The organism is Jujubicoccus corallicola, assembly GCF_047345645.1.
GTDB lineage: Bacteria > Pseudomonadota > Alphaproteobacteria > Rhodobacterales > Rhodobacteraceae > JBLEFH01.
The window spans coordinates 1-24316 of the sequence record NZ_JBLEFH010000007.1 but is presented as its reverse complement, the minus strand read 5'-3'; the positions used below and the strand labels follow the sequence as shown (position 1 = coordinate 24316).

The window sequence follows — 24316 nt, the reverse complement described above, 5'->3', positions numbered from 1 at the left end:
TGGGCCGTTTTGGCCGTCTCTTCAAGGTTACGTGTCCGAAACCGGCTCCCGCATGGTGACCAATTCCTCCGCCGCGACCGGGTGCACCGCGCAGGTGCGGTCGAAATCTTCCTTGGTCGCGCCCATTTTGACCGCGATACCGGCGATCTGGATCATCTCGCCCGCTTCGGGGCCGAGGATATGGACCCCAAGTACCTTGCGGCTGTCCTTGGCGACGATGATTTTCATCATCATGCGCTCGTCGCGGCCCGCAAGAACATAAGGCATGGGCCGAAAACGGGTGCGGTAGATCTCCACCTCCCCATGCTCGCGCGCCTCATCCTCGGTCATGCCGACCGTGCCCATTTCGGGCGTCGTGAACACCGCCGTCGGGATATCATCATAATCCATCTCGGTCGGGATGCCCTTGAACACCGTATCGACAAAGGCCATCGCCTCGCGGATCGCGACCGGCGTGAGGGCCACGCGGTCAGTCACATCGCCCACGGCATAGATCGACGGAACCGAGGTGCGGCTGAACGCATCGACCTTGATCGCCCCGTCATTCTTGAGAGTGACGCCGCAGTCTTCGAGCCCCAGCCCCTTGCTGTTCGGCGCGCGGCCGGTGGCGTAAATCACACAATCCACCTCAAGCTGCTCGCCCGTGGTCAGGGTCACCGTGAGCGCGTCGCCTTTGCTGATCTCGCTCACATTGGCATTGGTGTGGAAACGCACGCCGCGCGCAGTCATCCCGGCGACCACATCGTCGCGCAGATCCTGATCGAAACCGCGCAGCACCTGCTCGCGCCGGTAGATCACATGGGTCTCCGAGCCGAGCCCGTTGAGGATGCAGGCAAACTCGCAACCAATATACCCGCCGCCCACAATGGCGACCCGGCGCGGCTGTTCTTCGAGCTCAAAGAACCCGTTCGAGGTGATCGCATGGTCGATCCCCGGCACATCGGGCAGCACCGGCCACCCGCCGGTCGCGACGAGGATATGTTTCGCGGAATAGCCCTGATCACCAACGCGCACCGTGTGCGGGTCTTCCAAAACGGCGCGGCCTTCGATAAACGCCACACCCTTCGCATCCAGATTTTTCCGGTAAAGCCCTTCGAGCCGCGACACTTCCGCATCCCGCGCGGCTTTCATCTTGGCCCAATCGAAAGAGGTCTCGCCCACGGACCAGCCATAGCCCGGCGCATCCTCGAAGGCGTCCGAGAAATGCGACGCATAAACCATCAGCTTTTTCGGTACACAGCCCCGGATCACGCAAGTCCCGCCCGCGCGATATTCCTCGGCAATCGCGACCTTGGCGCCTTCCTGCGCCGCCATCCGGGCCGCGCGCACACCGCCCGAGCCCGCGCCGATGACAAACAAATCGTAATCAAACATCTTAAATCCCTTCGAACAGGCCGCCGCCTTCGGTCTCGTCCCCGGACTCGACCTTTCCGGCATCCACATCAATCAACCTAGTGTCGCCATTCTCATTTCCAATGATGGCGAGATCGGCAAGCTCGATGAAGAGCCCGTTTTCGACCACGCCGGGGATCTGGTTGAGCATCATCGCGAGCGCCTGCGGCTGGGGGATCGCGCCGAGGTGCAGGTCCACAATATGGTTGCCCTCATCGGTGCGAATGAGCCCGTCCGGCCCTTTGCGCGGCACGATTTTCGCGTCCGCGATGCCGCAGCTTTCGACAACTTCGGCGATCAGGCGGCGGGTGGATTCGCCGCCGAAGCGGATGATCTCGACGGGGAGCGGATAAAGACCGCCAAGCTGTTTCACTGCCTTGCTCTCATCCGCGATGATAATCATGCGATCCGACGCGGCGGCGACGATCTTTTCGCGAAGGAGCGCCGCGCCTGCACCTTTGATCAGGCGAAGCTGGGGGTCGATCTCGTCGGCCCCGTCAATCGTCAAATCCAGCTTCCCGAGTTCATCGAGCGTGGAGAGTTTCACCCCTTCCTGATCCGCCAGTTGCGCGGTTGCCTCTGAGGTTGGCACGCCGATGACGTTGAGACCTTCGGCCACCATATCGCCGAGCGCGCGGACGAAATAGGCCGCCGTCGAGCCGGTCCCGAGGCCGAGCGCCATGCCGTCCTCCACATAGCGAAGCGCCCGGCGGGCGGCGGCATCCTTGGCGCGATCTGCGGCGGAAAGTTCGTTGGCCATGTCTGATCCTCTTTACGGCTTTGTGGACTTATAACAAAGCTTCGCCCCGTGGCCAGCCACCGCTTTACAAAGCACGCCCTCGTCACCATCCTGATCGGGCAAGGGAGGCGCTATGCTCAGCATTTTCGAGATCTTCAAAATCGGGGTCGGCCCGTCCAGCTCGCACACCATGGGCCCGATGGTCGCGGCGGCGCGGTTTCTCGATCTCTTGCAGGGCGAGCGCGCGCCGGGTGCGGGCCAGCCCGCCTCCCTCAAAGCCATCCTTCACGGCTCGCTCGCCTTTACAGGCAAGGGCCATGCGACGGACCGGGCCACCATTCTCGGCCTCGCCGGGTTTGATCCCGAAAGCTATGATCGCGAGAAAGCCGACAAGGAACTCGCCCGGATCGCGGCGGATAAAACCATCCCCGTCGAGGGGTTCGGCGACCTCGCCTTCGATCCCGAAACCGATGTGGTGTTCGATTATGAAACCGCCCTGCCCGGCCACGCCAATGGGATGGTGCTGGAAGCCTATGATGCGGCTGGTAAACTTGCGGCGCGGGAGGTGTATTATTCCGTCGGCGGCGGCTTCGTGCTGACCGAGAAGGAGCTGGAGGCGGATCACGGCAATGAAAAGCCCGGCGATGTGCCCTATCCCTTCACCACGATGGACCAGCTTCTGGACCTGACCCGCGCCAAGAACCTTTCCATCGCCGAGATCGCCCGCCGCAATGAGGCCGCCACAATGTCCCATCCCGAGATCGACAAGGGCATCGCGAAAATTCACGGCGCCATGGAGGATTGTGTCGAGCGCGGGCTGACCTCGGACGGCATTCTGCCCGGCGGTCTCAACGTCAAGCGCCGCGCCAAAGCGATCCATGACGCGCTGCAAGCCGAGCGTGGCAGCAACCTCGCCGCGCCCCATGTGGTCAACGACTGGATCGCGACCTATGCCATGGCGGTGAATGAGGAAAACGCCGCGGGCGGTCAGGTCGTCACCTCGCCTACCAATGGCGCGGCAGGTGTGCTCCCCGCGGTTCTGCATTATTATCTCGGTCATATGCCCGGCGCGAGCCGCAGCAAGATCCCCGAATTCCTGCTCACGGCATCGGCCATTGGCGGGCTGATCAAGCGCAACGCTTCGATTTCGGGGGCGGAATGTGGCTGTCAGGCGGAGGTCGGCAGCGCCAGCGCGATGGCGGCGGCGGGTCTCTGCGCTGTCATGGGCGGCACCCCGGAGCAGGTCGAAAACGCCGCCGAGATCGCGCTGGAGCATCATCTCGGCATGACCTGCGATCCGGTGAAGGGGTTGGTTCAGGTCCCCTGCATCGAGCGCAACGGGCTTGGCGCGATCAAGGCTGTGTCGGCCGCGTCTCTGGCGCTGCGCGGCACCGGCGAGCATCTGGTCAGCCTCGATGTCTGCATCGAGACCATGCGCCAGACCGGGCGGGATATGTCTGATAAATATCGCGAAACCAGCCGCGGCGGGCTGGCCGTCAACGTGCCAAACTGCTGATCAGACCGGCATCGCCCGCAGCGCGCGCACCGCTTCATCAAGCGCCGCGCGCGGCAATAGGAGCAGCATTCCGGGTTTGTCGAAACTGAGTCTTAGCGCGCTGCCGTCCATCTTGTTCGACGTGCCAATCTTGCCATTCGGCGCGAAGGTCAGTCCGGTCACGTCCCACGAAAGACCCGCGCACTCGGTCCCCGTCACCTCATCCATGGCGAAGAGCGACACGCGGCTCCCCTTCGGCAGATCCAGCGCCACGGATTGCGGGACGTGAAACATCACATCCTCCGCCCCGATCAGCAGGATCTTCTCCCGCCGCCGCACCATCGCGTTGAGCGCCGCCAGCGAGTGATCAAGCCGCCCGCCCAGAAACCCGACGCCGAGATAGATCTCCGCCTCGGTCGCCATCAGGCATTTCTCGAAATCGGTGCTTTCCTGCTCGGAGATATGATGCAGCTTCGCGCCCGCGGCCTCTTGCGCAGCGGCGGAAGCGGAATCGAGATCCCCGATCACCGCATCCGCGACCAGATCGAACCGCGCCGCATGGTCCGCCCCGCCATCGGCGCAAACCAGAACCGGCGCATGACGCAGCGCGTCTTCGGCATCCGCCCGCGTCACCGCGCCCGCCCCCATAAGGGTGATGGAGGGCGCGGACAGAACCGGCGTCAATTACTCACCCCAAGGCCGGATCGTCACTGCCGAGATCGAGTTTTTCGGAGATCCTTCAATGAGTTTGTCCGAATAGCTCAAGTAGACCAACGCATTGCGGGCCTCGTCATGGAAACGCACCACTTGCAGCTTCTTGAACAGGATCGATGTGCGCTGGCGGAACACCTGCTCGCCATCTTCCAGCTCATCCTTGAACCGGATCTCGCCCGTCTGGCTGCACTCGATCGACGCGTCCGAGGTGTCCTCGGCCAGCCCCAGAGAGCCGGAAATCCCGCCCGTGCGCGCGCGGCTGATATAGCAGGTCACGCCTTCGACTTTCGGATCGTCAAACGCTTCGACTACGATCTGGTGGTTGCGGCCCAGCAGTTTGAACACCGTATCGACCGTCCCGATTTCCTCAGCAGCCACAGGAGTCGCCATCAGAGCCGCCATCGCCAAGAGTTTTTTCATTCTTCTTCTCCCGGATCGGCTTTCCCGACCCCTTTAAAAACGAACTTTAACGGAAACGCCCAAAGCATTCCGAGCGCTACATATATGAGCAATTCGAGCAAAATCGAGGGGCGCGGCAAAAGGCCCACCAACGTCACGGCGAGCACGATATAAAGCGGCAGGCCGACCAGCAGAACGACCAGCGACCAACGGCGGCGGGCTTTGTAGCTCAGGGCCATGGGATTCCCTATCCTTCATCGTCAATAATTTGTGCGCGCCCGTACTTAACCCAATGAAAAATTTTTGGCTACACAGCCTGATGACCGAACGATAAACATTGTATCATGTGATGTGTGACGATGGACTAGGCTGTGACCCCAAAACAATTTTTGATTTTTGCAATCCTGGCACTGAAAAAGACACCGCTCCGCGCACTCTTTTTATCGCCCAAGAACACATATAGGGCCCATAAGCCTATCCCTCGGGACATCTATATGTTCTGGGATAGCGGTTTTGAGAATGCGCCGGAGATTGTCAGGTTCTGCGTAGAGAGCTGGCGACGGAAGAACCCGGATTGGACGTTGCACTTGCTGACGGCGAAGGAAGCAGATGGCATTCTGCCGCGAGGCAGCCTGCCCGCCGATATAAAGCCTGCGCATTATGCTGATCTCTTGCGCTTGAAATTGATGGTTGAGCGCGGCGGTGTCTGGGCTGACGGAACCTGCTTGTGCATGCGCCCTTTGGATGAGTGGCTCATGATACCTATGGCCCAAGCACCTGCGTTCATGTTTACGCATGGAACGCAGGACAGGAAAATCGCAAATTGGTTTATGGCATCGCAACCAGATGCACCACTTTTTCAAAAATTGTCGTCGGCGACAGATGCCTTTTGGGCAAAAGGCAATCCTGGCAATAATATTTATTATTGGATGCATCATCTGGTCGACTATCTTCTCATCAGTTCAGCGAGCTTTCGCGCCGAGTGGAAGAAAATGGCGAAGTTGAGCGCAATCCCGGTACATCGGATGCAGCGGCTTCTGGAAATGCATGAAGCCGCCGCAGAAAAGGATTTAGAAATTCTGAAGTCAGCTCCTGTTCAGAAGCTGACTTATAAAAGCGATTTCGATGTCGAGGACGTCAGGCATATGCTTGATGCAATTGGACGTCCCGAGCCGCACAATTAATTGGCGAACGGATCGGTGACGAGGATCGTGTCGTCCCGCTCCGGGCTGGTGGAGAGCAGTGCGACCGGGCAGTCGATCAGCTCTTCGATCCGGCGCACATATTTGATCGCATTGGCCGGCAGATCCGCCCAGCTTCTCGCACCCGCCGTGCTTTCGTCCCAGCCGTCGAGAGTTTCGTAAACCGGGATCACGCGGGCCTGCTCTTCGGCGGCGGAGGGCAGATAGTCCATCACTTTGCCGTCGAGCTCATAGCCCGTGCAGATCTTCAGCTCTTTCAGCCCGTCCAGCACGTCGAGTTTCGTCAGCGCAATGCCTTTGACGCCCGAGACCACGCAGGTCTGGCGCACCAGCACCGAGTCGAACCAGCCGCAACGGCGGTCACGCCCGGTCACAGTGCCCTTCTCGCGGCCCACATCGGCGAGATGTTTGCCGATCTCGTCGTCAAGCTCACACGGAAACGGACCGGAGCCGACACGAGTGGTGTAAGCCTTCACGATCCCCAGCACATAATCAATTGCGCCCGGCCCGAGGCCCGAGCCGGTCGCCGCAGCGCCCGCGACGGTGTTGGACGAGGTCACGTAGGGATAGGTCCCGAAGTCGATATCGAGCAGCGCGCCTTGTGCGCCCTCAAAGAGCATCCGCTTGCCCTGTTTGCGTTTTTCAGCAAGCAGACGCCAGACGGGTGCCGCATGGGGCAGGATCTGCGGCGCGATTTCCAGCAGCGCTTCCTTGAGCTGCGACCGGTTCACCGGTGCCGCGCCAAGACCTTTGCGCAGCGCATCGTGATGCGCCAGTAAGCGGTCCAGACGGCTGTCCAGCGTCTCCTCATCGGCCAGATCCGCGACACGGATCACGCGGCGACCCACCTTATCCTCATAAGCAGGGCCAATACCGCGCCCAGTGGTGCCGATCTTCGACTTGCCCGCCGCTTCCTCGCGCAGCTTGTCGAGATCCTGATGGAGCGGCAGGATCAGCGGCGTGTTCTCCGCGATCAGCAGATTGTCATGGGTGATCGACACACCCTGCGCTTCGAGCTTTTCCTTCTCGGCGACCAGCGCCCAAGGGTCCAGCACCACGCCATTGCCGATCACCGACAGCTTGTCGCCCCGAACGATCCCCGAGGGCAGAAGCGAGAGTTTATAGACTTCGCCGCCAATGACGAGCGTATGGCCCGCATTATGCCCGCCCTGGAAACGCACGATCACATCGGCGCGCTCCGAGAGCCAGTCTACGATTTTGCCTTTCCCCTCATCACCCCACTGGGTGCCGACGACGACAACATTGGCCATGAGATCCCCTCGTTGATTGCGGTCCTGCTATAGCGCGGATGACGGGAGGCGGAAAGAGCGGATACGTCCGTTTGAGGGTGAGAGGTAAGCCTCAAAATAAAAACGCCGGGCATTCCGCCCGGCGCTTCTCCCACCAAACCAATATCGGCGCTTAGCCGCGCGCCTTCCGGCGTGTCGCAGCCAACCCGGCAATGCCGAGGCCGAGCAGCGCGAAACCACCCGGAAGCGGCACCGGCGCGATATTGCCCACATTGATCGACACGCCGCCGCGATTGTCGCCAATCACACTATCATGCAGATAGAAACCAACTTGCTGAGCGGTCTCCAGCGTGAAAGACGCCATAACCGTTCCTGCAACCGAGTCAAAGCTCTGGCCGCCGGTCTCAAAGAAGAGATCGGTCAGATAAGCTGCGTAGTTCACAAAATTGGTGCGCAGAGGGTTGGTCTCGGCATCGAAATTGTTCGAGATACGGCTTCCGTCATTCTTATAAAACGCCGTTTCAGGCATGAAATAGGAGAATGTGTGGTTGTAGCCACGACGGCAATCTTCACCATCGTCGTTACAGCCACTCGACATCGGCCAACGCGACCAGGAGTCGTAGAGATCCTGCGTCGGCGTGATGTTGTATGTCCCGGCGTCAAGCGTCAGGTAAACGATGCTCGACTCGTAGGGATCCGTGTCGTTCCCGTCGAGATAGAAACCGCTATCGCTCCCGTAAAGGAGACCAGCGTTCCCACCCAGTGTTGAATTGAGATTTACAGTTGCGGCCGACGCCATAACCGGAAGGAGCGCCGCGATGGCGCATGTGCTCAGAAGTTTCATTACCCACCCAATAGTCAATCAAAACTAATTAAAATTATTCGTAACACGACCCTCAGGGGAACGCAATATCCCCATCGGGGAATATGAAGAAAAAAATCTCCAAAAAAACGAATTGGTTAGGACTCAATACCGTTTTTCTTTAAAACCAATGTTACTGTATATCAGAATCATAAACCTGACTACTGTTCATCTTTTAACGGGAAGACGCCGATTCGCAAAACTCGGCGTCTTTTCTTCGATTTAGCAGACTTGTTTAGACGCGCTTCTTGCGGCGGGTGGCCGCGAGACCAGCCACGCCGAGGCCGAGCAGCGCGAAGCCGCCGGGCAACGGGACCGGGGAGACGTCGATCGACACGCCGCCACGGTTGTCGCCGGTCGAGCTATCATGGACGTAGAAGCCGATCTGCTGCGCGCTTTCGAGCGTGAAGCTGGCCATCACCATCCCGGCGAAGGCGTCATAGCCCTGCGACGCGGTTTCATAGAATTCGCGCAGGCTCTTCTCGCCGTAATTCACCAGATTGCTCTTGGTGAGGTCGATTTCGCCGTTCTTGATGTAATCAACCTTGCCATTCGCGCCGACCGTTGCGGTCTCCGGTGCGAAGAAAGCGAAGGACGCGCGGTAGCCGGTGGTGCAGTTCTCACCGTCATCATCGCAGCCAGACGTGTTGCGCCAGGCATTCCACGATTCGTAAAGATCGCGGGTCGCGGTGATGTTGTATGTGCCCGCATTGAGCGAGAGATACACGATGTCGGCGCTCCGGGCCGGACCATCGGTCGGGTCCAGATAGAAGCCGTCTGCATCGTTATAGAGATGGCCGGAATTCCCGCCGGGAGCCGTCGCATCGAGGTTCACCGTCGCAGCCGCAACTGCAAACGGGGCGAGCAGCGCAAGCGCTGTCGTGCTCAGAAATTTCATAATAGTCACCCTAACTTTCGTAAAATTTGAATAACAGAGCCACCATCCTGCGGCAACAGGATGATGGCCCTTAATTTTCATGTGGTTAACGCGGGACGAGACGTTATGTCCCGTGCGCGAAATTTAGAACCGGATCGCCTTGGCCTGACGGATCTGCGGCAGTTCCGCGATCTGTTTCAGCGCGTCTTCTGAGATCGCTTCATCGACACCCAGAAGCGCGATGGCTTCGCCGCCCTTGTCGGCCCGGCCGAGCGCGAAGGTCGCGATGTTGATGCCAAGCTCGCCGAGCTTCGTGCCGAGCACCCCGATATAGCCCGGCGCGTCATTATTGATCGCGTAGAGCATATGCGGGAGCGGTTCGGCTTCGAGGTTGATCCCCTTGATCTGCACGATCCGCGGACGGCCATCGGAGAAGATCGTGCCCGCGATGGAGCGCGTCTGCTTCTCGGTCGTCACGACGAGGCGGATATAGGAGCCGTAAGCGCCCTGCGCGTCCTTGCGGGTTTCCGAAATATGGATGCCTTTCTCGCGGGCAGCGGAGGGCGCGGACACCATGTTCACGGTCCCTTCCCCCAGCATCGGCACGAGCAGCGAGGCGGTCAGGGTCGCGGTCAGCGGCTTGAGGTTCAGATCCGAGACATCGCCCACATATTCGATCTCGATTTCCTTGATCGCATGTTCGGTGACCTGCCCGGCAAAGCTGCCGAGAACGCCCGCAAGTTCAATCCACGGCTTGAGCAGCGGCGCTTCTTCGGCGGTGACCGACGGCGCGTTGAGCGCGTTCGAGATCGCGCCTTTCATCAGGTAATCCGACATTTGCTCGGCCACCTGAAGCGCCACATTTTCCTGCGCTTCCGAGGTCGATGCACCCAGATGCGGGGTGCAGACCACATTGTCGAGCCCGAAAAGCGGGTTCTCATTGGCCGGCTCCTGCGCGAACACATCGAAAGCCGCGCCCGCAAGCTGACCGGATTTCAGCGCTTCGGCCACGGCGGCTTCATCCACCAGACCGCCGCGGGCGCAGTTCACAAGACGCGCGCCATTCTTCATCTTCGCAATCCGCTCTGCCGAGAGGATATTCGCGGTTTTCTCGGTTTTCGGCAGGTGCAGCGTCACGAAATCCGCCTGCGCCAGAAGATCGTCGAGATCATCGACGCGGGTGACACCCATCTCCTTCGCGCGCTCCTCGGAGAGGAACGGATCGAAGGCGACAACCTTCATTTTCAGGCCAATCGCGCGGGAGGCGACGACCGAGCCGATATTCCCGGCGCCGATCAGACCCAGCGTCTTGCCGGTGATCTCGCTCCCCATGAAGCGCGATTTTTCCCATTTGCCGCCTTGGGTCGACACATCCGCCGCCGGGATCTGGCGGGCGACGGCAAACATCATCGCGATGGCGTGCTCGGCGGTGGTGATCGAGTTGCCGAAGGGCGTGTTCATCACCACGATGCCTTTTTGCGAGGCGGCGGGAATGTCCACATTGTCGACACCGATCCCGGCGCGGCCCACCACCTTGAGATTGTCAGCTTTCTCGATCAGATCGGCGGTCACCTTGGTCGCCGAGCGGATCGCGAGGCCATCATAATTGCCAATGATCTCAGCGAGTTTTTCGGGGTTCTTGCCAAGGTCGGGCTGGAAATCCACCTCGACACCATTGTCTTTGAAAATCTGGACGGCAGCATCCGAGAGTTTGTCGGAAATCAGAACTTTGGGCATGAGTGTCTCCTTCATGCGAAAATCAGTCGGGGCACAGCGGCCCCGGAAAAGGGAATTAGAGGTCAGCTTTGAGGGTCGCGAAGGCCCAGTCGAGCCACGGCGTCAGCGCTTTGAGATCCGCCGCATCGACGGTCGCACCACACCAGATCCGCAGACCCGCCGGCGCATCCCGGTAAGAGCCGATATCATAGGCCACGCCCTCGGAATCGAGGGTTTTGACAAGCTGTTTCGCGAGCTTCGCCTGCGCGGCGTCATCCATCGACGCGATCACCGGGTCCACGATCTTGAGGCACACCGAGGTGTTCGAGCGCGCCGCCGGATCGGCCACGAGATTCTCGATCCAGTCGGTTTGATCGACCCAATCCTGGAGCACCTTGGCGTTCTCGTTCGCACGGGCTTTCACCGCGTCGAGGCCGCCAATCTCTTCGACCCACTCCAGCGCATCGAGGCAATCAGCCACCGCCCACATGGAGGGTGTGTTGATGGTCGCGCCGGTGAAAATATCGGCGATCAGCGCGCCGCCCTTGGTCATGCGGAAAATCTTCGGCAGCGGGCGATCCGGGGTAAAGCTCTCCAGCCGCGCAATCGCGCGCGGGCTGAGGATGATCACGCCATGCGCACCCTCGCCGCCCAGCACTTTTTGCCAGGAGAAGGTGACGACATCGAGTTTCGCAATCTCCACATCCTGCGCGAACACGGCCGAGGTGGCGTCGCAGAGGACGAGGCGGTCGGCATTGTCGGCAATCCAGTCGCCATTCGGCACCTTCGCGCCGGAGGTGGTGCCGTTCCAGGTGAAGCACACATCGGCGTCATCCCGCACATCCGCGAGATCAGGGATCTGCCCGTAATCCGCTTCCAGCACCCGGCAATCGTCGAGTTTTAACTGCTTGGTCGCATCGGTCGCCCAGCCTTTGCCGAAGCTCTCCCAGACGAGCATATCGACCGGCTTTGGCCCGAGCAGCGACCACATGGCCATTTCAAACGCGCCGGTATCGGACGCAGGCACGATGCCGCAGACATAGCCTTCGGGCAGATCGAGCAGTTTGGCGGTCCGGTCGATCACATCCTTGATCTGCGCTTTCGGGCCCGCCGCACGATGCGAGCGGCCGAGAAAGGCTTTGCCAGCGACGGTTTCAGCCGACCAGCCGGGGCGCTTTGGACAGGGACCAGAGGAAAATTCAGCACGCGCAGGCACAGCCTGCGGCTTTTGGGGGAGGCTCATAAACGGCTCCGACGTCAGGGCGATTTCGCTGAGCCCGCCACCGCTCGCCCTAGTCCGGCGACGCGCCCAGAGATCGAATATGCCTCTGGACGATTCCCGTCAATACTCCTTATGGGGAGAGGAGAGAGTTTGAAAGGAACCGGAATATGACGCGGCCTGCGCTGACCGACTGGATGTTGCTTCTTGTCGTAACCTTCTGCTTCGGCTCGTCTTTCATGGCGATCGAAGTGGCGCTGCAATCGGTCGCGCCGCTCTGGATCGCCGCGGCCCGCATAACCATCGGGGCGATGGTGTTGACCATCGCCGCCTATGCCACCGGGGCGGGATTGCCCGATTTTTCGGATGAGGGCCGCGCGCAATGGAAAGCCGTCCTGCCGCTCGGGCTGGTGCAAAACGCCCTGCCCTTCGGTCTCATCGCCTGGGGCCAAAGCTATGCGACCTCGTCCTTCGCGGGCGTCGCCATGTCCGTGACGCCGCTCATTATCCTGCCGCTCGCGCATTTTCTCGTGCCCGGCGATCAGATCACGCGGCGCAAGGCGCTCGGCTTTTTCATCGGCTTTATCGGCACAGTGGTGCTGATCGACCCGCGCGGCATCCTCGCGGCGCAAGGCGGGCCAATGCTGCTCTGGGGCCGGCTCGCGATCATGCTCGCCGCCTGCTGCTACGCGGTCGCCGCGATCATGGCGCGCCGGATGCCGACCATGCCGATGCTGCGCCTCTCCGCAACGAGCCTCATCTGCGCCAGCGCCGGGATCCTGCCGGTCGCGCTTGTTGTCGAAGGCATCCCCGCCATGCCGACCACTGCCTCCGCCCTCGCGATTCTCTGGCTGTCCTTTCTGCCAACGGCCATGGCGGTGTTCCTGCTGGTGACCCTCATCAAACGCGTCGGCCCGAGTTTCGTCGCCTATGTGAACTATATCGTCCCGATCTGGGCGGTCGTCTTCGGCGCCGTGATCCTGAGCGAGCCCATCCCCCCGACCTTCGTCACCGCCCTTGCGCTGATCCTCGCCGGTGTCGCCGTGGCGCAGCTCCGACTGCGCCGTGCCAGACGCTAAAACGCTTCAGTGGCTCTTGATCCCCAGTGAAGCGATTTTCAGCAGATGACCTGCACCGCGCACAGGTTTATCCACAGATTTGACTTCACCTTTAACGTCAAATCCGCAGATATCTTCCATCCAAGCAACGTCTTCCGCATAGTTCTCGAGATGTTGCTTGATCAATTTTGGAGACAAGCCAAATTTGGTCTCCCCGACATTCTGAAGCGCATCGCGCATGTCGCGTGTTATTTGCGTGCGCATTTTCTCCGGTAGATAGGGGCCGGTGTAATGATTGAAAGCATAAAGCGCACCTAGGGCCTCGGCGGAAAATGACTCGTTCGAGTCGGTCGTCCCTTCTGGAACATTTTCAGCACCGACACGATGCGCGAAATCTTTGACGACATCGCCGTCGATAAGGCTTGCACGGTCAAATCGGATGAGCGTTGTGTTGTCCAAGCCGACAGCGTTAATAACCGGTTCGAAACGACGGCGATAATGCGGGGCAGGCATCGAAAAGTTTTGCATCCGCATTTTTAGACGCTGCTGCAACTGGCTTGACACAAGCTGGGCGAGCGGACGCACATAGAGTATCGCGACAACTTTATCGAAACGCTTGTCCATGAATGAAACGAGATCGGCAATCTCGGTTGGATCTAGGTGATCGATCACCGACTCGCCGGAAAAAATGACGCTTCTTTTATCCTTACACGCTTTCTCGATATCCGATCTCATCTTGAGCGCCCTTGCTTCGCTCTGCGCGCGAGACACTTCTCGCCACCGAAATTCGGGGTGCTTGGACGGATCTCGCGAAAACGCGGCTGCTAAGTTAAATCCGTGATTTCGCGGTTGAAGGTCTGCATATCTGAGATTTTTATCAGCGTAGCCATAGAACGCGTCTTGAATGGACGTCGATCCGGTTTTGGGCATTCCAAGATGTAAAAAACAGGTACGCATATTCGTCTATGTTCATTTTGTTACACTTAAATCAGACGTATCGGAGGCAGGTTTGAGCTTCAACCGATTTTAACCATATCAGTCGCCGCACACGAAAAAAGAGCGCCCGAAGGCGCTCTAGTGTTGTACTGCTCGGTTCTTTCTCGCCGGTTGTCGAGGCCGCCTGAGGCCTCGTGTAAGAACACCCATAAATTGACCATTGCCTAACCAAAAATCATGTAGTTACGACGGTTTGTGCAGACGCTTGTCCATTTTGCCCTGACCTGCCACTGAACTTTCATCCAGGGGCAACTGGAGTCCGGTTGCTATTTACGCCAATCGGCGCGGATTGAGCAATCGCCCGACGCGCGGAGCTTTCATGTAGCGCATCGGGGCGGGCGATTGCGGTGGTTAGGGTGCGCGCATAGTCGACCGGGGTCTGATAACCCAAGGCCGAATGCGGGCGTTCGGTATTGTCGTCGGTCACCCAAGCCGCGATGACGGCGCGAGCGTGAGCCAGATTGCGGAACATGGTCACATTGAGCAACTCGTCCCGCATCCGTCCGTTGAAACTCTCCACGAAGCCATTCTGCATGGGTTTCCTTGGCGCGATGTAATGCCACGCGATCCGGTGCTCGGAACACCACCGCAGGATGGCATTCGAGGTCAGCTCCGTGCCATTGTCTGATACGATCATACCGGGCCGACCACGCCGTTCGATCAGAGCGTTCAACTCCCGTGCCACCCGCCGCACCGAGATCGGGCTATCCGGGATGGCGGCCAGGCATTCACGGGTGACATCGTCGACCACGTTCAGCACTCGGAAACGCTGGCCGTTGGCAAACTGATCATGGACGAAATCCAGCGACAGCGTGCATTGGGCCGCGCCTCGACCAAGATCGGCGCCCGTGTCCCGATCGCCTTGCGCCGAGCCTTCCGTTTGCGCACCGTCAGCCCTCCTCGCGATACAAACGGTAGATCCGATTGATCCCGGAAGGCTCGCCCTCGCGTCACAACAGGATGAACAGGCGTCGATAGTCGAACCGACGCCGTTCGTTGGCGAGCTCTCGCAGCCGTCCGCGCAATTGCGTGTCGGGCGAGCGTTGTGACCGATAGCGGATCATCTTCCGATCGGCGCCGACGATGAGGCAGGCCCGTCGTTCCGACAGGCCATGTTCGGCCTGCAGATATGCGACGGCTTCGCGCTTCACGGCGGGCCTTACCACTTTTTTGAAACCAGGTGTCCTTCATTGCCGCCAGATCAAGCATCTGTTCGGCCAGCAGCTTCTTCAGCTTCGCGGTCTCATCCTCGAGCGCCTTCAGCCGTTTCACCTCCGAAACCGTCATGCCGCCGAACTTGGCCTTCCAGTTGTAGAAGCTGCCTTCCGACATGCCGTGCTTGCGGCACAGATCAGCGCACTTCGCACCGGCCTCATGCTCAGCCAGAATGCTGATGATCTACTCGTCCGTAAATCTCGTTCGTTTCATTGTCCGTCCTCAACTTGGGTCGGACTCTAATTGCATTTGGAGGGAAAATCCCGTGGCAGGTCAGTAGAGACAAGATATTGCAGCCGCAGCTTTTCATCGGGCCCAATGCCTTCAGGCAGCGCGCCAGGGAGGCTATCTTTAAACTTAAAGTCCTTACCGCCGGTGCGCTGAATTTCGAAACCCTGAACGCCAATCGTCGGCGCATCTCCGTCCGTAAACCGCACGATGAAACGAACCTTATTGTTTCCGCACTCGGCCAGGTCGGATTGATAGTAGCGCGCTTCTTCCGCATAGGATGGGTGCGCGAACGCGCACAAAGCCGCGACGGACGCGATGATCGCGAACTGCTGCATAGCATGCTCCTTTATCGTATATGTGAATGCCCGTGTGCGGCTCACCAAACGCCGTCCCGGACCATGGGCGGAGCAGAAGACGTTTCTCCTCCGATTTGCAACGAAACATCTGCTCCTAAAATGGGCGCATTTCGATCAAGGTTTATCGGCGCAAGGTCTAATCAGGGGTCATCATCATGCCGAAATCGCTTCGCTCACCGCTTCACACCGCAATGATGCATGTTCTCAAGGAGATACGCGCCGAAAAGGGACTGACACAAAGGGAATTGGCGGAGCGGCTTGGGCGGCCATATTCTTATGTGGCGAAGATAGAAACAGGTGAGCGGAGACTCGATGTGCCAGAGTTTATTGAGTATATGCAAATATCGGGAAACGATCCCAGCGATGTGATCGCCCGAATATGTGAACACTCGCAGAGTGCGAAACCTGACACTGAACATTAATTTAATAATCCAAATGTCTGCCCGAAACGCTCTTAATCCACTCGGACACGCAATGTTTCAGAAAATTTCTTATTTAAACTATACATATTAAGTATATCAAAACTATCTACCAAGGGACCTCTATATAATTCCAGCGAATTCCATCGTATAGCGCGAATCCGTTAATACCCTGAGCCAATAAAATTTCTCCATGATTCTGAAAGCCCATAACGGTAAAATGTTCTTTGAGATCATTTGTTTCTACAAATATCAAATCCCCGTCATTTAATAAAAAAGTTTGGCCACTGGGCGCTGCAAGAAATACTTCACTCTCAAATACACCTACAGCATTAAAATCTTGCCTCACGCCTTCAGAAGTAGCTCTACGAAAACCTGTATGAGGCACCCCACACCAAACATCGCCGCCCCACGCTGAAATCCAAAACTCACCAGAAGCTCCTGTGGCGACACCGGTCAGACACCCACCCTGAAGAATGTGGTAGGTAAATTCGCTTTCTAGAGCTCCTGCCAATATAATTGGATTATAGTCCTTATATCCAATCGCGACGATGGTGCCGTCAGGTGAGCAAGCAAGGCCATCAAGAAATATTAAGTCCTCTATTTCAGTATTTCTTGACTACTGAAGTGCAGGCGCAACCAACGCCCATTTTGAGTCGGCAGTTCTCCGAAAGATCCGATCCTGAGAGGCGGTTGCCCATAAATCACCATCAAAAATGGCTAATTTTCCCGCGGACCCGAAATCGAACTCATTTCCCGTTTCATTCCCTATTCCCGGTATTTTTTCGATTTTCACCTGGCCCGATCGGATGAATAGGATATATCCATCTTGGTCTAGCAACATTGCATCCATAGGATCCGCCAATGTTCTTCCGGATATGAAATCTGTCGGGAAGGAAAATCCTATATCGCTTTGAAGCACCCCCTGCCCAAAAGCATCATCACGGATCAAGAGTCGCTGCTCACCATCATTTGGAACAGAATTTTTCGGACAAACAGCAGCGTAAAATTTTTGAGGTGAGAGCGCTGTGCCGACTATTTGCCTTAATGGCTCTAACTCACGGCCTGAACTGAATTGCGTAATTCTTCCGATATCCATTAAATAAATTTACCATGGAACATTAATTCGGTTCCACTGCATACCGTCAAAAACCCCAAAACCATTCTCACCTTGAGCACTCAGCCCCAAATCCATATTCTCAAAAGAAATCACGGCAAGCGGAGCACTTCCAAGAGGGGCTGATACTTCGCGGATTTCATCCTCTTCCAGTTTCCATAAATTTGTGCCTGAACCAGCAATGAATAAAGTGTTAGCGTGGTGACCAATCGCAACAAAATCACCCTCTACTCGGACCGGCATACTATGCATACCGTTTTCCACATCTCCGAACCAAAGCGCGCCAGACCATCCGCAAAGCCATATTCGACCCTGCCCATCTATTGTTGAGGCAATAAGTGATTGCGATCCTGTATCGATCCATTTTGCCTGCCCATTGACGGCGTATTCCAAGATTACGCCTCTATAATCTTTCTCACCCGCCGCTACGATACCGCCAGCACCATCAATACAAATTGTCGTAAAGAAAACTTCGCTGTTTTCATCTCCATCTAGCAAAGTAATCCATTCAGAAACGCCTATCCGCGAGAAAATGCGCCCATCACTTCCGGCAACGAAAAGCTTACCATCATGAATGGCCATCGCAGAAACGTCGCCGAAATCATTTGGATTATCAGAAAAATTCCCAACATCTGGTATTTTTTCAATATCGATATGGCCGTCACGTATGAACAGAACATACCCCTCATGAAGCAATAAGATCGCGTTGGCGCGATCTTCGAGAAGTCCTCCACCAATCATAGCCGCAGGCCATTGCATATCGAGATCGACTTTCTGAAACCCCTCTCCAAACCGATCATCTCGAAGAACCAGTATATCTTCTCCGTCATTGGGTTCTGCGCCCTCTGGGCGTAGCGTCGCGTAATATAGATCTGGCCCCAAGATACAGCCAGTCGTTTGCCTAAAACGTCCCTTGCCTATACCTATATCAAATTCTCGTATCGAACTTAGCCGCAAATCACCCTCCAAAAACTGATCTTATTGATTAGATATACGCCATCCTATCCATTTTTATTTCAATCGCTGTAAACATGCCCTGACTGACGGGACCGTCAAAGCATCCAACTTACTCGCAACTACGGCAAGTTGATCAGTCATAGATTATCTGGAAATTATAGCGTGCTAGGAATAGTCATCGGCCTATAATTAGCCAAGGCGTTGGCCTCTATCAGTATTTCAGTTCCCCAAGCAACGGCTCGATCACCACCTTGCTCATCGCTGGTCACGCGCCGTACCAGATGACCGCTTGCATTCAGTTCGAGAAAGCCGAACACGTGAACTTTGAGTTTATCGAACCATAGACTATTTTCCTCGACAAACGCAGGCTCATCATTTGCATTTTGCAGAGCAATCAAAGCAGGTAGGGGATCAGATCTGAAAAACTCATGCTCGTCGTACTGGAGACGTTCAGCATTATAGTCAACTTGAAATGAAAATAACGCGCCGTTCAGAAAGCTAGCCCGAAGCCCATTCGGCAGAAAGACGTCAACCAAGCCAGTAAGGTTAGAATCAGCCTGCCTCATGCTATCTAGAACTTCCTTTGCACCATCTTCGCCCATCACTTCTATCAATTCGCGAATTTCGGACTCAGGCATCTGATCAACTGAGAATATTCCTCCACGATCCACCTTACGTTCAATCGGACCAAAACCTTGTTGATTGACTTCGAACTCCGATAATGTCCGGCCAAACGCCACAGTCCCAAGCCCAATCAGAGGTTTAAGTGTCCAATCTTGATCTTCCATAGAATTTCCCTATCTCAACAAATCGGCACCCTGAAGGCATCTAGCATATAGAAGCGTCAGTGCAATCGCCGCCTCGTATCTCGTCGGGTCGCCCGCCGATGCAGCGATACTTCTCACTTCGCGAACATCCATCATGAGCGCACCCACTGCATTACCATTCGCCACCAAAGCTGTTTGAGCGGCGTATCTGGGGTCTCCGCGTCGCGCGCCGTAAGATGAAGTCGCACGGTGATCCGAAGGCTCCATCTGTATCGCCGGACCCATTGCGGGTTGCATGACCGTAACGGAATCTGCGGGCATATGGTGACTATCCAGTCCGTCTCCAGTGGGCTGGCGTGTACAGCCATGCGCTCCACCGCGATATTTCCCAATTTTAGGCGGACAGGCAAGAGCAGCACAGGCTCCAAGCGTAGTCGCGAGAGTGCCTGTGATCCGCACGTTGTTATCTGTAGGGCCCGCTTGGGGCCGCGGCGATTACCCCGGAGGATTGGGCCTGCTGGAGCGTCTCCTCCAGAACCTGATTGTAATCCTGCTCAGTCAGGATGTAATTTGGATCCTGAGTCAACTGATGGGGGTGATAATTTGCAAGGCTTTGCTCCAGCCAGCCATCGGGCAAATTATGCAAATCGCTTTGCGCTATTGCCCAGTCCCGTTGGCTTTGCGACAGCCATTCACTCGGGTCTGCCATATCTGAATTCTGGCCCGCCGCCGTCGGGATCAAAGCCAGCGTTATTGCTAAGATTATGGGATTTGCCGTGGTCGATCTAAGTGCAGGGATGCGCCCAATCCTATTGGCCAGATTCCGACGAACAAAATCTGCGACTTCAGCTTCGATAGGATAGGGAATCGATGCAGTGTTCATAATTTGGCCTTGAGCATAGCGGCAATTGCAGCGCGAACCTCTGCCAAACCAGCAATGGAGTCCTTTGAAAGCTGGCTCTCTGGCTAATGCGTCAACTCAATCGCAGGAGTGGCCGCTAACATTTCCGTGCTCTCAACCCATTGTAGCTTGCCGACTGTGTTGCGGCTGTTCATCCACCATTCATCGCCATGACGCACGGCCCATTTACCCTCGAACCGCACCGTTGAGGAATGCCCCTTGGGCTCAACCGCCGCGCCAACCGTGCCCGACCGCACGCCAAGCGCCCGGCCCGGCTCATCGCCATGGGTCTGCGTGACTAGAGACCCCAGGTTGTGCGCGCGCTGACCCGTCATCCGAACTGTGGCACAGGTATTGGCGTCCTCCTCCTGTATTGGGTAGACGGAATAGGGAATGGCGGGCGTCGAGTTGCCAACAGGCGTGCGGCACACATCCGGCGTCAGGGAAATGATAATCCCTTTGCCTGTGTCGCGGCTGCCTTCGCGCGGGATACTCATGGGGCCTCCGTCGTAAGGTGATCCTGCGCTGACCAAACCATGTCCTGTTCCGGGGCAGTCTGCCTTTCATACAGGTCAACGCGATAAAAGGCTGGGCAGATCTCCATCCAGCAGCGCCATGTCAGGTCAAGCCACCAGACATCTTCACGCATATCGAGATGAAGGCCATCACAGTTCAAACAGACATTGACCTCGCGGCCATCATTGAAGGAGAACTTGGCCCAGGGCGCGATGTCCGGAAGCGAAACATCAAGATATTGGCAACCCGGCACCAGACCAACCATGCGGATATTCTGCTGCGGCTTGAGGTAATTTTTCAAAATCAGATTGGGATGGACCACCTGATAGAAACGGTAATCGAAATCCTCTGGAAGGCGCGGACTTCGCGATACTTCCCAGCTCTCATCATAAGTGCCCGCATACTGACTACGCGCCTGCCACCAGGGCGGGATCGGCCCGTATCCTTGCGGCGCGGATGGAGCTTTAAGGTCGAGGGAGATCGGAACATGCTCGGCGGTCGCGTTTTTCAGAGATTATCATCCGCAAACACGTCAGGCGAGCCTTGTGCCATTTCGCCGCCGCAATCTATCGCATCGCCAACTCGCGCGAGCGGTTTGCCATTGACGAAAACCGTCGCAGATCCCGCATCAACCGCCCTGCCATGCGGCTTATGCCTGGAGCAGCCATGCACCTCCAGCGCATCGCCAACACGAAGCGCCGGAAGGCCATTCACCTCCACATCCGGGCTTCCCGCAATCGCCGGACTGTCCGGGCATTTGTCATGGCCTGCGCCAATGTCTGTTTTGCGGCATGCTGAGGGCATTAATCCGTCTCCATCTCGAAGATTTAGCGCTACTTTATATCGCGAGCCAGATTCATGGTCGCCTGAATGATTTATATATAGTCCCATCAATTTTAAAACCGCTACTCCGACACGTTCCAGTAAGAGCGATGCACGAAGCACTTAAGGCCACACAAAATAGCTCTGCACAGCCAAAACAACGAAAAATATAGGTGCAATTTAGTGAGTTTTTACACGGAATCATCATCTCTCACGCCCAAGATTTTCGCAACCCGTCCTCGTGAAGCTTCCGCTATTACCGAAATGATCAAACACGCTCCCACGAACATAAAAAACTGAATCCATCCCCAATAAAAAAGCACAAAAATTCCAGCTGTTGGCGCTGCCCCCATTGGGGTATAGACGAATATTAACCTGTATAGATAGTACATAAAATTACGCATGAACAACCACCGTATGTAGTTGAAAAAAGTGGTGTATAAATCAATAAAAAAGACATAACTTCAAGTTCTGCAAGTATTTACTCATCGGCTAGTCCGCAATTTTCCGAAGTTTCCATAAATTCTTTTATTTGATCCGGGGTTAAATCTATAGCGCTAGAATTTCCAACGATTTTCCGCCATCGCTGATCCTCCAATTTTCCGGACAATATATCCCAGTTTGTGGCCTACCTTCGGGATGATAATCCACTTCTGAATTAATTTATCGGACAATATTTTTAATTTTCTTCAATATATTCAGGGTTGTTTAGGTTTTTAAAATTTTCAAAGTCCTGTATGACGATATTCCAGTATTCGTAATGCCCAGATTGCGACTCCAATATTGCGTTAAGACCTTCCAGTAGGAGGCTCATACAAGAAATGAGAGTCTGGTCCATTAGAATTATGAAAGTCTCCAAGCCATTGTGAGCGCATCCCATAAGTCGTGCCTTTACGGCAATGTTATGCGCGCGAACAATCGCATCAAAGAATTCGTCGTCATTGGATGCATACCTCAGATCAGACGCGATTGAAAACGCTTGTGATCGTAGCTCACCAATTTCTTGCGTCAGTCTATCCGCTCGAACTGTTCCCTCCCCAAAGGATACATCGTTGGCCTCGCGAATGTCGGCGTCGCAGAACATCAATGCGTTTGACAATTTGTTGGCCAGATCCGCGCCCGTTTGTTGCGTGAAGCGCACACCGTCTCCAGGCGTGTCCTGACCTGTTGTCGCTGATACGAGTATGTCGGTCAGACTCATACTCTGCAAATCTCCGTACTGATCAAAATGCTTCTCAGCAAGTCTTACGACCGATCCCGCCGTTACGATCAGAAACATTGGTCTTAGAAAAAAAGGGAGATTCCGTTCCAGCCAATAAGCTTGAGGGTTCAGGAAACCAACACCGAATCGATTCGCGGCAATCTGCAGAACAAGTTTCGTTGTGAAGCCACCCACCAGACGCCCCGAAAAGCCAGCAGCGTTCCGCATAAGGGTATGATTCAGATACGCTCCGAACAGAACTGCGGACTTCATGCGCGCTGACGGCGTTCCGTCGCCTCCAAAGACTTGAGAAACGCGTTGAAATGTTTCAGTGTTTCGCCCCTTCGCCTCCGGCCCCAAAAGGTTTGCATAGGCCGCAACGCCGTAAAGGAACCACCTGATATCGTCAGGGTATGATATAAAGCCGCGCCCAAACTGCGTGATCGCTTCAGGTGTTGTCAGCTGGCTAAGAAACTCCTGAAATACTTCCGAGTGTGTGCGTCCATACATGAACAATCTTTCGGTAGACCCCGATACGACCTCGGCAAAATCCTCGTCCCCCTCACGAACGAGCACCGGAGATCCGAAGATGCCCGGGGATCCCGTCTTGTATTCACCGTCCTCGGATATATAGCCATCCTGCATGTCATTATCCCCCTAAGGCCGCTTGTAAATTGAAAGATGAAAGAACCGGCCGAGTAGATGCCCGACGAGCTTCGAGATCAGATAAAACGCATAAAGCGGAATCAGTGCGAGCCCAAGCGTGAGAATGACTGCGGTTAGGTTTGGCGAAACCCAGTCTTCCCAGAAATTGCTACGCAGCTGGACCGTCGCCAGAACTGTTTTGCGTAGTCGATGCTCGGCCCCGCAGTTTTCGCATTCAATTACGTTTGGTATGTCGGGAATACGCTTCCCATCATAGGCTGATACTGGGGGCAACCCTTCGGTGTCACAGACATCGCATTGAAATGGTTTGTTTCTGTCTATCATTAGTTCAGATCGATCTTCTTGCCTTTGATTGTGACCGATCCACCTGCTGTCAAGCGCATGTTGCCCTTGGCTTCCAAGTTCATTTCGCCCTTAGAAACATAAGTAATCTGGTCGGCATAGATTGTTGCAGTTCCGTCTGAGCGCAGTGTTACTCGGGCGGTTCCTACTGAGAGGGTCAGGGTTTTAGCACTGTTCAAAAGCGTTGAGTTCGCGTCAACGGAGTACTTGCGCGGGGTATTGATCTGGAAGCCACCACTCGATCGATGAGTCGAGACCCCTGTAACGTTCTTATTCTCGACGCCCCCAACTCGGATCGTGCGATTTTCTCCAGTATTGATGGACATACTTCCTTCAATGTCGAGAAGCATATTGCCTGTTCCCGGCGACTCTAGAGCATGCTCAAACTTTGAGTAAAGCGACGATAGGTTATCGGTCCGTTTTCGAGAGCTCTCCGTGAGACGGCGAGCGAATTCGTTAGAAGATACCTCAATGGCAAAGCCCCCTCCGATGCTAACGAGTTCGTCATCACCTATTCGTCGGATGGACTTTCCGAAGGTCGCTTCGAGCGAGTGGCGGTCAGTCAAATCGGTTCGGTTATGTTTCACCTTCGTATTGAGATCTTTCTGCGCTCGAATAAAAATCTCTTCATTCCTTTCTCGGTCTTCCAAACGCAGTTCATTAAAGCCATAATATTGCCCCCTATGGGTATTCGTTCTAAACGTCGATCGCGTCTTATTCGCGGGCAGCTCATAGGGCACCTTCTGCGCCTCATTCGGCACCACGCCTGTCACCACGGGCCGATCCGGATCGCCGTCGAGGTAACTCACCATCACCTCCATACCGATGCGCGGGATCACCTGACCGCCCCAGCCAGCCCCGGCCCAGTTCTGGCTCACCCGCACCCA

Annotated in this window: 26 protein-coding genes and 1 pseudogene; 4 read left to right on the top strand and 23 right to left on the bottom strand. The window is 56.1% G+C overall.

Going from position 1 to position 24316, the window contains the following annotated elements; translation table 11 throughout:
- Positions 1–27: 27 nt before the first annotated feature.
- Positions 28–1374, bottom strand: a complete 1347-nt coding sequence (gor, locus tag ACMA5I_RS11030) for a glutathione-disulfide reductase (protein ID WP_525886324.1) — start codon at positions 1372–1374, stop codon at positions 28–30.
- Between the two features lies 1 nt (position 1375).
- Positions 1376–2152, bottom strand: coding sequence for a ribose-5-phosphate isomerase RpiA (rpiA, locus tag ACMA5I_RS11025; RefSeq protein ID WP_525886323.1), 777 nt, complete (start codon positions 2150–2152; stop codon positions 1376–1378).
- Between the two features lie 112 nt (positions 2153–2264).
- Here rpiA and ACMA5I_RS11020 point away from each other — a divergent pair, with 112 nt between their 5' ends.
- Positions 2265–3647, top strand: a complete 1383-nt coding sequence (locus ACMA5I_RS11020; protein ID WP_525886322.1) for an L-serine ammonia-lyase — start codon at positions 2265–2267, stop codon at positions 3645–3647.
- On the opposite strand, the gene ACMA5I_RS11015 is transcribed toward ACMA5I_RS11020, so the two are convergent.
- The 3 genes from ACMA5I_RS11015 to ACMA5I_RS11005 are packed head-to-tail and all read right to left on the bottom strand — an operon-like array spanning position 3648 to position 4978.
- Positions 3648–4310 (bottom strand): thiamine diphosphokinase, encoded by a 663-nt coding sequence (locus ACMA5I_RS11015; RefSeq protein WP_525886321.1) that lies wholly within the window; start codon positions 4308–4310, stop codon positions 3648–3650. It lies immediately after the preceding gene.
- A complete protein-coding gene (locus ACMA5I_RS11010) occupies positions 4311–4760 on the bottom strand; it encodes a CreA family protein (protein WP_525886320.1) in 450 nt (149 codons plus the stop codon). It lies immediately after the preceding gene.
- Complete coding sequence (locus ACMA5I_RS11005) at positions 4757–4978, bottom strand: DUF2842 domain-containing protein (RefSeq protein ID WP_525886319.1); 222 nt, start codon at positions 4976–4978, stop codon at positions 4757–4759. Before ACMA5I_RS11005 ends, ACMA5I_RS11010 begins: the two co-directional genes overlap by 4 nt.
- Before the next feature lie 132 nt (positions 4979–5110).
- Here ACMA5I_RS11005 and ACMA5I_RS11000 point away from each other — a divergent pair, with 132 nt between their 5' ends.
- Positions 5111–5923: a capsular polysaccharide synthesis protein gene (locus tag ACMA5I_RS11000; protein WP_525886318.1), complete on the top strand. Its 813-nt coding sequence runs from the start codon at positions 5111–5113 to the stop codon at positions 5921–5923.
- Here the strand turns inward: ACMA5I_RS11000 and ACMA5I_RS10995 are convergent.
- The 5 genes from ACMA5I_RS10995 to ACMA5I_RS10975 form a co-directional block, all read right to left on the bottom strand.
- Positions 5920–7212, bottom strand: a complete 1293-nt coding sequence (locus ACMA5I_RS10995) for an adenylosuccinate synthase (protein WP_525886317.1) — start codon at positions 7210–7212, stop codon at positions 5920–5922. The genes ACMA5I_RS11000 and ACMA5I_RS10995 overlap by 4 nt on opposite strands.
- A 151-nt stretch (positions 7213–7363) precedes the next feature.
- Positions 7364–8035 carry a hypothetical protein gene (locus tag ACMA5I_RS10990; RefSeq protein ID WP_525886316.1) on the bottom strand — a complete coding sequence of 224 codons (672 nt, stop codon included), beginning with the start codon at positions 8033–8035 and terminating at the stop codon, positions 7364–7366.
- A 253-nt stretch (positions 8036–8288) separates the two neighbouring features.
- Positions 8289–8951, bottom strand: a complete 663-nt coding sequence (locus tag ACMA5I_RS10985; RefSeq protein WP_525886315.1) for a hypothetical protein — start codon at positions 8949–8951, stop codon at positions 8289–8291.
- A 123-nt stretch (positions 8952–9074) separates the two neighbouring features.
- Complete coding sequence (gene serA / locus ACMA5I_RS10980; protein ID WP_525886314.1) at positions 9075–10667, bottom strand: phosphoglycerate dehydrogenase; 1593 nt, start codon at positions 10665–10667, stop codon at positions 9075–9077.
- A gap of 55 nt (positions 10668–10722) precedes the next feature.
- Positions 10723–11889, bottom strand: coding sequence for a phosphoserine transaminase (locus tag ACMA5I_RS10975; RefSeq protein ID WP_525886313.1), 1167 nt, complete (start codon positions 11887–11889; stop codon positions 10723–10725).
- A 146-nt stretch (positions 11890–12035) separates the two neighbouring features.
- Here ACMA5I_RS10975 and ACMA5I_RS10970 point away from each other — a divergent pair, with 146 nt between their 5' ends.
- Positions 12036–12944, top strand: coding sequence for an EamA family transporter (locus ACMA5I_RS10970; RefSeq protein WP_525886312.1), 909 nt, complete (start codon positions 12036–12038; stop codon positions 12942–12944).
- Between the two features lie 6 nt (positions 12945–12950).
- On the opposite strand, the gene ACMA5I_RS10965 is transcribed toward ACMA5I_RS10970, so the two are convergent.
- The 3 genes and pseudogenes from ACMA5I_RS10965 to ACMA5I_RS10955 form a co-directional block, all read right to left on the bottom strand.
- The gene (locus ACMA5I_RS10965) at positions 12951–13853 is read right to left on the bottom strand and encodes a hypothetical protein (RefSeq protein WP_525886311.1); all 903 of its coding nucleotides are present in this window, start codon (positions 13851–13853) and stop codon (positions 12951–12953) included.
- Between the two features lie 304 nt (positions 13854–14157).
- Positions 14158–15317, bottom strand: a pseudogene (locus tag ACMA5I_RS10960) (IS3 family transposase).
- A gap of 56 nt (positions 15318–15373) precedes the next feature.
- The gene (locus ACMA5I_RS10955; protein ID WP_525886310.1) at positions 15374–15700 is read right to left on the bottom strand and encodes a hypothetical protein; all 327 of its coding nucleotides are present in this window, start codon (positions 15698–15700) and stop codon (positions 15374–15376) included.
- 176 nt (positions 15701–15876) lie between these two features.
- Between ACMA5I_RS10955 and relB the strand changes: the two genes are divergently transcribed.
- The gene (gene relB, locus ACMA5I_RS10950) at positions 15877–16143 is read left to right on the top strand and encodes a type II toxin-antitoxin system RelB family anti-toxin (RefSeq protein ID WP_525886309.1); all 267 of its coding nucleotides are present in this window, start codon (positions 15877–15879) and stop codon (positions 16141–16143) included.
- A gap of 106 nt (positions 16144–16249) precedes the next feature.
- On the opposite strand, the gene ACMA5I_RS10945 is transcribed toward relB, so the two are convergent.
- From ACMA5I_RS10945 to vgrG, 10 genes are all read right to left on the bottom strand, one after another.
- The gene (locus ACMA5I_RS10945; RefSeq protein WP_525886308.1) at positions 16250–16654 is read right to left on the bottom strand and encodes a hypothetical protein; all 405 of its coding nucleotides are present in this window, start codon (positions 16652–16654) and stop codon (positions 16250–16252) included.
- A gap of 105 nt (positions 16655–16759) precedes the next feature.
- The gene (locus ACMA5I_RS10940; protein ID WP_525886307.1) at positions 16760–17239 is read right to left on the bottom strand and encodes a hypothetical protein; all 480 of its coding nucleotides are present in this window, start codon (positions 17237–17239) and stop codon (positions 16760–16762) included.
- A gap of 9 nt (positions 17240–17248) precedes the next feature.
- Positions 17249–18214 carry a hypothetical protein gene (locus ACMA5I_RS10935; RefSeq protein ID WP_525886306.1) on the bottom strand — a complete coding sequence of 322 codons (966 nt, stop codon included), beginning with the start codon at positions 18212–18214 and terminating at the stop codon, positions 17249–17251.
- 155 nt (positions 18215–18369) lie between these two features.
- On the bottom strand, positions 18370–19002 hold the full coding sequence (locus tag ACMA5I_RS10930; RefSeq protein ID WP_525886305.1) for a hypothetical protein: 633 nt from the start codon (positions 19000–19002) through the stop codon (positions 18370–18372).
- 442 nt (positions 19003–19444) lie between these two features.
- Complete coding sequence (locus ACMA5I_RS10925; RefSeq protein WP_525886304.1) at positions 19445–19864, bottom strand: hypothetical protein; 420 nt, start codon at positions 19862–19864, stop codon at positions 19445–19447.
- 83 nt (positions 19865–19947) lie between these two features.
- Complete coding sequence (locus ACMA5I_RS10920) at positions 19948–20379, bottom strand: PAAR-like domain-containing protein (protein ID WP_525886303.1); 432 nt, start codon at positions 20377–20379, stop codon at positions 19948–19950.
- Complete coding sequence (locus ACMA5I_RS10915) at positions 20376–20879, bottom strand: DUF2169 domain-containing protein (RefSeq protein ID WP_525886527.1); 504 nt, start codon at positions 20877–20879, stop codon at positions 20376–20378. Before ACMA5I_RS10915 ends, ACMA5I_RS10920 begins: the two co-directional genes overlap by 4 nt.
- A gap of 26 nt (positions 20880–20905) precedes the next feature.
- Positions 20906–21202, bottom strand: a complete 297-nt coding sequence (locus tag ACMA5I_RS10910; protein ID WP_525886302.1) for a PAAR domain-containing protein — start codon at positions 21200–21202, stop codon at positions 20906–20908.
- A gap of 697 nt (positions 21203–21899) precedes the next feature.
- Positions 21900–23066, bottom strand: coding sequence for a hypothetical protein (locus tag ACMA5I_RS10905; RefSeq protein ID WP_525886301.1), 1167 nt, complete (start codon positions 23064–23066; stop codon positions 21900–21902).
- A gap of 344 nt (positions 23067–23410) precedes the next feature.
- Positions 23411–24316, bottom strand: a 906-nt coding sequence (gene vgrG, locus ACMA5I_RS10900) for a type VI secretion system tip protein VgrG (protein ID WP_525886300.1), incomplete at its 5' end; no start/stop codon positions are given.

Coding starts and splice junctions, on each gene's coding strand:
- ACMA5I_RS10910 (WP_525886302.1), bottom strand. CDS start 21,202: ATGCCCTCAGCATGCCGCAAAACAGACATTGGCGCAGGCCATGACAAA.
- ACMA5I_RS10975 (WP_525886313.1), bottom strand. CDS start 11,889: ATGAGCCTCCCCCAAAAGCCGCAGGCTGTGCCTGCGCGTGCTGAATTT.
- ACMA5I_RS10940 (WP_525886307.1), bottom strand. CDS start 17,239: ATGGATATCGGAAGAATTACGCAATTCAGTTCAGGCCGTGAGTTAGAG.
- ACMA5I_RS10995 (WP_525886317.1), bottom strand. CDS start 7,212: ATGGCCAATGTTGTCGTCGTCGGCACCCAGTGGGGTGATGAGGGGAAA.
- ACMA5I_RS10905 (WP_525886301.1), bottom strand. CDS start 23,066: ATGCAGGATGGCTATATATCCGAGGACGGTGAATACAAGACGGGATCC.
- serA (WP_525886314.1), bottom strand. CDS start 10,667: ATGCCCAAAGTTCTGATTTCCGACAAACTCTCGGATGCTGCCGTCCAG.
- ACMA5I_RS11010 (WP_525886320.1), bottom strand. CDS start 4,760: ATGAAAAAACTCTTGGCGATGGCGGCTCTGATGGCGACTCCTGTGGCT.
- ACMA5I_RS10920 (WP_525886303.1), bottom strand. CDS start 20,379: ATGAGTATCCCGCGCGAAGGCAGCCGCGACACAGGCAAAGGGATTATC.
- ACMA5I_RS10985 (WP_525886315.1), bottom strand. CDS start 8,951: ATGAAATTTCTGAGCACGACAGCGCTTGCGCTGCTCGCCCCGTTTGCA.
- gor (WP_525886324.1), bottom strand. CDS start 1,374: ATGTTTGATTACGATTTGTTTGTCATCGGCGCGGGCTCGGGCGGTGTG.
- ACMA5I_RS11020 (WP_525886322.1), top strand. CDS start 2,265: ATGCTCAGCATTTTCGAGATCTTCAAAATCGGGGTCGGCCCGTCCAGC.
- relB (WP_525886309.1), top strand. CDS start 15,877: ATGCCGAAATCGCTTCGCTCACCGCTTCACACCGCAATGATGCATGTT.
- ACMA5I_RS10955 (WP_525886310.1), bottom strand. CDS start 15,700: ATGCAGCAGTTCGCGATCATCGCGTCCGTCGCGGCTTTGTGCGCGTTC.
- ACMA5I_RS10970 (WP_525886312.1), top strand. CDS start 12,036: ATGACGCGGCCTGCGCTGACCGACTGGATGTTGCTTCTTGTCGTAACC.
- rpiA (WP_525886323.1), bottom strand. CDS start 2,152: ATGGCCAACGAACTTTCCGCCGCAGATCGCGCCAAGGATGCCGCCGCC.
- ACMA5I_RS10925 (WP_525886304.1), bottom strand. CDS start 19,864: ATGAACACTGCATCGATTCCCTATCCTATCGAAGCTGAAGTCGCAGAT.
- ACMA5I_RS10990 (WP_525886316.1), bottom strand. CDS start 8,035: ATGAAACTTCTGAGCACATGCGCCATCGCGGCGCTCCTTCCGGTTATG.
- ACMA5I_RS10965 (WP_525886311.1), bottom strand. CDS start 13,853: ATGCCCAAAACCGGATCGACGTCCATTCAAGACGCGTTCTATGGCTAC.
- ACMA5I_RS10930 (WP_525886305.1), bottom strand. CDS start 19,002: ATGGAAGATCAAGATTGGACACTTAAACCTCTGATTGGGCTTGGGACT.
- ACMA5I_RS11005 (WP_525886319.1), bottom strand. CDS start 4,978: ATGGCCCTGAGCTACAAAGCCCGCCGCCGTTGGTCGCTGGTCGTTCTG.